The sequence below is a fragment of the Idiomarina sp. UBA3162 genome, from assembly GCF_002364475.1.
In the GTDB taxonomy this organism is placed as follows: Bacteria; Pseudomonadota; Gammaproteobacteria; order Enterobacterales; family Alteromonadaceae; genus Idiomarina.
On the sequence record NZ_DEYI01000022.1, the window covers coordinates 1 to 4,814 of the forward strand.

Genomic DNA, 4,814 nt, shown 5'->3' on the forward strand with positions numbered 1-4,814 from the left:
GGACGCGGGTTCAACTCCCGCCAGCTCCACCAATTCCATAAAAAGCCGCTCATTTGAGCGGCTTTTTTTATGCCCACTCATTGGCCTTTTGTGCTTCGGGCATGTTCTGATTCCGGGCCTCACCGCTTTTCGGAATCCCCCGCCCTAGGGGACTATCGCGTTTTTAGGTAGCTCGGCGAAAAAGGTCCTAGACATTTTAACTCTATTCATTCAACCTCAATATTCACTCATAAGGGAATAAATAACATGGAGAGTTATATGAGATGGTTAACTTTGGCGTTTTTTATAGTGTTCTTGGGCGGCTGTGCTTCATCCGGTACACCTATAAATTTGGCTGCTGTAAAGCAAATGGAAAAGGGTGTTACGACCCAAGATCAAGTTAAAAATCAATTAGGCTCGCCGACATCGGCGGGAATAACATCTGAAGGTGAGTCGTATTTCATGTACGTTTTCAGTAGAACTCAGGTGAAAGGCGAGTCTTTTATCCCTATCGTCGGCGCTTTTGTGGGTGGAGCTACTTCTGATATTCAAACCTTACAAATGTGGTTCACTGAGGATGGCGTTCTAAAGAATTATCAGTTCAACGACACCACGCAAGACGTGAGCTCGGGACTAAGTTCAAATTAAAGCGCGTAATTTTAAGGCGAGGATCATAAGATATCCTCGCCACAATGGAACAACTTCAACTACCGAGCTTTCTGAAAAAAACTGAAGAACTCCAGACAAGGTCAGCTTTTACAACCTTTTTATCACAATTAATTTTTTCATGTGAGTCGACCCAATGACTTGAATGTTTTTTAGTGTTGAATCCACAACCGGTCTTACTACCTTTATTTCCCTGGTGCACAATTCTTGTTGGTGTATGTTTAACAGCCGTAATACTTTCCCTGTACCAGTCTAGAATATTTATGTTTGAAGTTGTTAGATGACAGTTTGCCATTTAAGCAGTTGGTTAAAAAAGCTTATATTAAAACAACATATTTATAACATCTGTGTTACGATCTTCGGGATTCTATCGGAATTTCCACAAAACGGAGTTTTTATGAAAGTGAGAGTGTTTCCGCTGACAATTTCAGCGGTATTGATGGTCGGCTGTGCGTCACAGTCACCCACCCAAAGCCCCGCTAAGCCGGCTGTTAACGAGTCTGCACAAGCTGCCGCACAACAACAAGTGCAAAATCAAGCGCCAGAAGCGGTCACCCTAAAACGTAAAATTGCTGTAGGTCGCCTAACCAACGAAACCAATTATGGCCGCTCACTATTGCGCGGTGCCGACGAGGGTAAGTTCGATAAAAAAATTGCGGACATATTCAGTCAGGCCATTGTAAATACCAATAACTTTCTGATTTTCGAACGTCAGGATCTGGGCTTGCTGAAAAACGAAACTAAGTTGCAAAACAAGCCCGACGAAATGGTTGGTGTCGATACATTGGTTATTGGATCGCTTACAGAATTTGGTCGCGCCACCACCGGCGAGCGCGGTTTCTTATCCAGCAGTGCCAAACAGGAGGCCACTGCCACCGTTGATATTCGGTTAGTGGATGTCAGCACTGGTCAAGTAGTTGCTTCTGTTACCGGCACCGGCAGCTCGTCAACCGAGCAGTCACGCACCATGGGCTTTGGTTCAGTATCCGGTTACGACGGCTCGCTCAACGATAAAGCCATTGGGGCAGCGGTTAATGCAGCGGTCGCCAAGATGGCTAGGCTGCTGTTAGACAAACCGTGGTCTGCCGATGTACTGGCTGTTGAAAATGGCCAGGTGTTTATTAGTGGCGGCGAAGCGCAAGGCGTTAAAAAGGGTCAGACCTTTGCGGTGATGACCAAGGGTAAAAAGGTCAAATCAAGCACCACGGGTAGTACTATCACTTTACCGGGCAAGCGAGTTGGCGTGCTGGAAATTGCCGATACCTTTGGCCGTACCGAGCTTGATCAGGGTGCCTTCGGGGTGTTGACCGAAGGTAGCATTGACGGCCATGACGTTAGTGAACTGAAAGTCGTCGAGATGGGAGAATAACCATGAAAATAGCACTCTTATTTGCGGCGTCACTGTCCTTATTGACCACGGCGTGTGCATATCAACCGCATCAAGAAACGCAAGTTGTTGATGATCGTCCCCAAATCAGCTTTGTTTGGCAATACGATAATATTGAGGCTGAGCAAGCTGAAGTTTACGTCGACGGCCAACGTTTTGGCTCGGTAGCTGAATTCGCTTACCCAGAAAGTTCGGTGCCTGTGCTGATTGGTGAGCACGTTATTGAGGTGCGCCATGGCACTACTGTGTTGTATTCGAAGCGTGATTATTTTGGTGAGAGCACTAGCTACAAGTTGGAGGTGGGTGAATGATTCAACGTAAACTGTTAACGGCGCTTGGCTTGGTAGGTCTGTTAAGTGGCTGTGCGAGTAACAACGGTTTGTACCAATGGGGTAATTACGAGGAAGCGTTATTTGTCAATTATCACGAGCCGGCGGTAAAAGAAGAAATGCTTGATAATTATTTGGTGTTTGTGCGCGAATATGAGCCCGGCAAACAAACCATTGCCCCGGGTCTATACGCTGAGGCGGGTACTTTCATGCTTAATCGAGGTAAAGCCAAAGAGGCGATTGCTTTTTACGAGTTGGAGCGTAAACATTGGCCCGAAAGTGAGGCGTTAATGACCACGCTGATTAATAACCTTGAGGAGCGTACCCAGTGATGTCATTAAAACAAATTTTTCGTGCGGTTATCAGTACAGTGGTTGTCGTGACTTTAGCTGGTTGTGCAGCACCGGGTCCAGACAACGCGTTTTTACAACCGCTACATGAGGAAAAACCGCGTTCGATTTTAGTAGTACCGGTTAATAACGAAACCATTGATGTGCAGGCACCGACGTCGGTGTTGGCGACGTTACCGATGGTACTAGGAGAGCGCGGTTACTATGTATTCCCAGTGAATACCGTTAAAACTTTGCTCGAAAATGAGGGCTATTACGAGCCGGCAGAAGTACACGCAGCTCCACCTGAGAGCCTGGCGACGATGTTTGGTGCAGACACAGTTTTGTATGTGACGATTCATGAGTGGACATCACAATACATGTTGCTCACAACAACCACGACAGTCGATTTCGAGTATCGTTTGGTTAACGCTGACGGCGCTGAGTTATGGCAGGCACGTAAACAACTGAGTTACAATCCGAACAATCAGAACAGCACCGGTAATCCGTTGGCTGACTTGATTAGCATGGCGGTAACCGCCGCGATTGAGCGTGCGGCACCCAATTATCTGCCGTTAACTCGCACTGCTAACTTTCAGACCTTTTACAACCAGCAACGCGGCCTACCGCCGGGTCCTTATAGCCCTGTGTACGACGAGTATTATAAACAGGTAAATACGCAATAATGGTAAGTAAGCACCTTGTGCCTTAGTGCAAGGTGCTAATCGAACAGCGTTTTATTTGCTATTTTTCATTTTTGATAGTGTTACCATCTTCGTTGATAATATTCGCAACTATGTTCTCATGTTGGATATCCCTGAGCTGCATAGCACTTAAGTTGCGGCAACTAACAATAAGTAAACCCGATAAGCTTTGATAAAACCAAATTTCACCATCCATTAATCACCCACCGGAAACAATAAGTTTCCATAAGCCCACTTTATCCCTCATACTTAAACAATAAAATGATTCCTGTCACTTATCACAGGAGTCAAAACTATGTTTAATCGTAAAAAACTGATCAGCGTATTAGGTGAGATGTCGCGCGGTATGATGTTTTCGCAAGGCTATATTAAGGTCGATGTTACGCCGCCTCAGCCGATGATTAAGCCGCATGGCTATGACGATGCGATATGCCGAGGTAAGCAAAATAAATGCGCTGATTGTTGCTGAATATATTGAGGAGACGCAATGTTTGAGCGCTTGTCGGATATGGCGACCTTTGCTGCGGTTGCTGATGCCGCCAGTTTTACGCGGGCGGCGGAGCAACTTGGTATTACTAAAGGCGCGGTGAGTAAGGCGGTTAACCGTTTAGAGGCTCATTTGGGGGTTAAGTTACTTAAACGGACGACCCGCCGACTGTCACTGACCGGAGAGGGCGAGCAGTTTTTGTGTCATTGTCGGGTGATTGTGTCTGAGGCTCAGTTGGCCGAGGAGCACATGGGTGAGTATCAATCTGAACCCAAAGGCACGGTTTCGATTTCTGCGCCGGTCAACTTTGGTGCAGCGCAGTTGGCACCTCAAATCGAAGAGCTCTTATCGCTTTATCCTCAACTCAATATTCACCTTACCTTGTCTGATGAAGTGATTGCATTCAAAGAGCTGGATGTCGACATTGCTATTCGCTTTGGCGAGTTGCGCGACTCGACGCTGTATTATCGGCGACTTCAACCTGTTCAGCATATTGCCGTTGCCTCACCTAGTTACCTCAAGCGGTTTGGTGAGCCGAGTACGCCCGAGGAGTTAGCAGCAGAACATGGGGCGCATTGGTGTATTCCTCGAAATCCATCGGCTTTAGGTTGTCGCTGGCGCTTTTATCGCTCTGGAAAAGAGATCCCGATAACGGTAAAAGGGCGCTTTTTTAGTGATGAGAATCGCGCTACGCGACAGGCTGCGCAAAAGGGGCTGGGTATTGGCTTTTTACCTCAGTACTCAGTGACTGATTTAATTACGAGTGGTGAGCTCAAACAAATCTTAAGTGCTTATATGCCACCGCCTACGCCGGTCAGTTTACTATTTGCGAGCCGTCAATATGCCAGTTCAGCGGTTAATGAAACGATTAATTTCCTGGAAAAAAAGTTGGGGTGATGCAGCTCATGGCAATGGGTAGCTCGCGCCTTTGGC

General features: G+C 46.8%; 7 protein-coding genes. All 7 read left to right on the forward strand.

Translation table 11 applies throughout. The annotated features are described in order from the left end of the window. Positions 1-258: 258 nt before the first annotated feature. The 7 genes from bamE to B2X00_RS02915 all read left to right on the forward strand — a co-directional run bounded on the left by bamE (position 259) and on the right by B2X00_RS02915 (position 4,778). The gene (gene bamE, locus B2X00_RS02885; protein WP_290486037.1) at positions 259-627 is read left to right on the forward strand and encodes an outer membrane protein assembly factor BamE domain-containing protein; all 369 of its coding nucleotides are present in this window, start codon (positions 259-261) and stop codon (positions 625-627) included. A gap of 415 nt (positions 628-1,042) precedes the next feature. Then, positions 1,043-2,014, forward strand: coding sequence for a CsgG/HfaB family protein (locus B2X00_RS02890; RefSeq protein WP_290486038.1), 972 nt, complete (start codon positions 1,043-1,045; stop codon positions 2,012-2,014). A 2-nt stretch (positions 2,015-2,016) separates the two neighbouring features. Next, positions 2,017-2,343, forward strand: a complete 327-nt coding sequence (locus tag B2X00_RS02895; protein WP_290486039.1) for a hypothetical protein — start codon at positions 2,017-2,019, stop codon at positions 2,341-2,343. After that, complete coding sequence (locus B2X00_RS02900) at positions 2,340-2,693, forward strand: DUF4810 domain-containing protein (RefSeq protein WP_290486040.1); 354 nt, start codon at positions 2,340-2,342, stop codon at positions 2,691-2,693. Before B2X00_RS02895 ends, B2X00_RS02900 begins: the two co-directional genes overlap by 4 nt. Continuing rightward, complete coding sequence (locus tag B2X00_RS02905; protein ID WP_290486041.1) at positions 2,693-3,376, forward strand: DUF799 domain-containing protein; 684 nt, start codon at positions 2,693-2,695, stop codon at positions 3,374-3,376. Before B2X00_RS02900 ends, B2X00_RS02905 begins: the two co-directional genes overlap by 1 nt. 313 nt (positions 3,377-3,689) lie before the next feature. Beyond that, the gene (locus B2X00_RS02910) at positions 3,690-3,863 is read left to right on the forward strand and encodes a hypothetical protein (RefSeq protein WP_290486042.1); all 174 of its coding nucleotides are present in this window, start codon (positions 3,690-3,692) and stop codon (positions 3,861-3,863) included. Between the two features lie 18 nt (positions 3,864-3,881). Further along, positions 3,882-4,778, forward strand: a complete 897-nt coding sequence (locus B2X00_RS02915) for a LysR family transcriptional regulator (protein ID WP_290486043.1) — start codon at positions 3,882-3,884, stop codon at positions 4,776-4,778. Positions 4,779-4,814 lie beyond the last annotated feature (36 nt).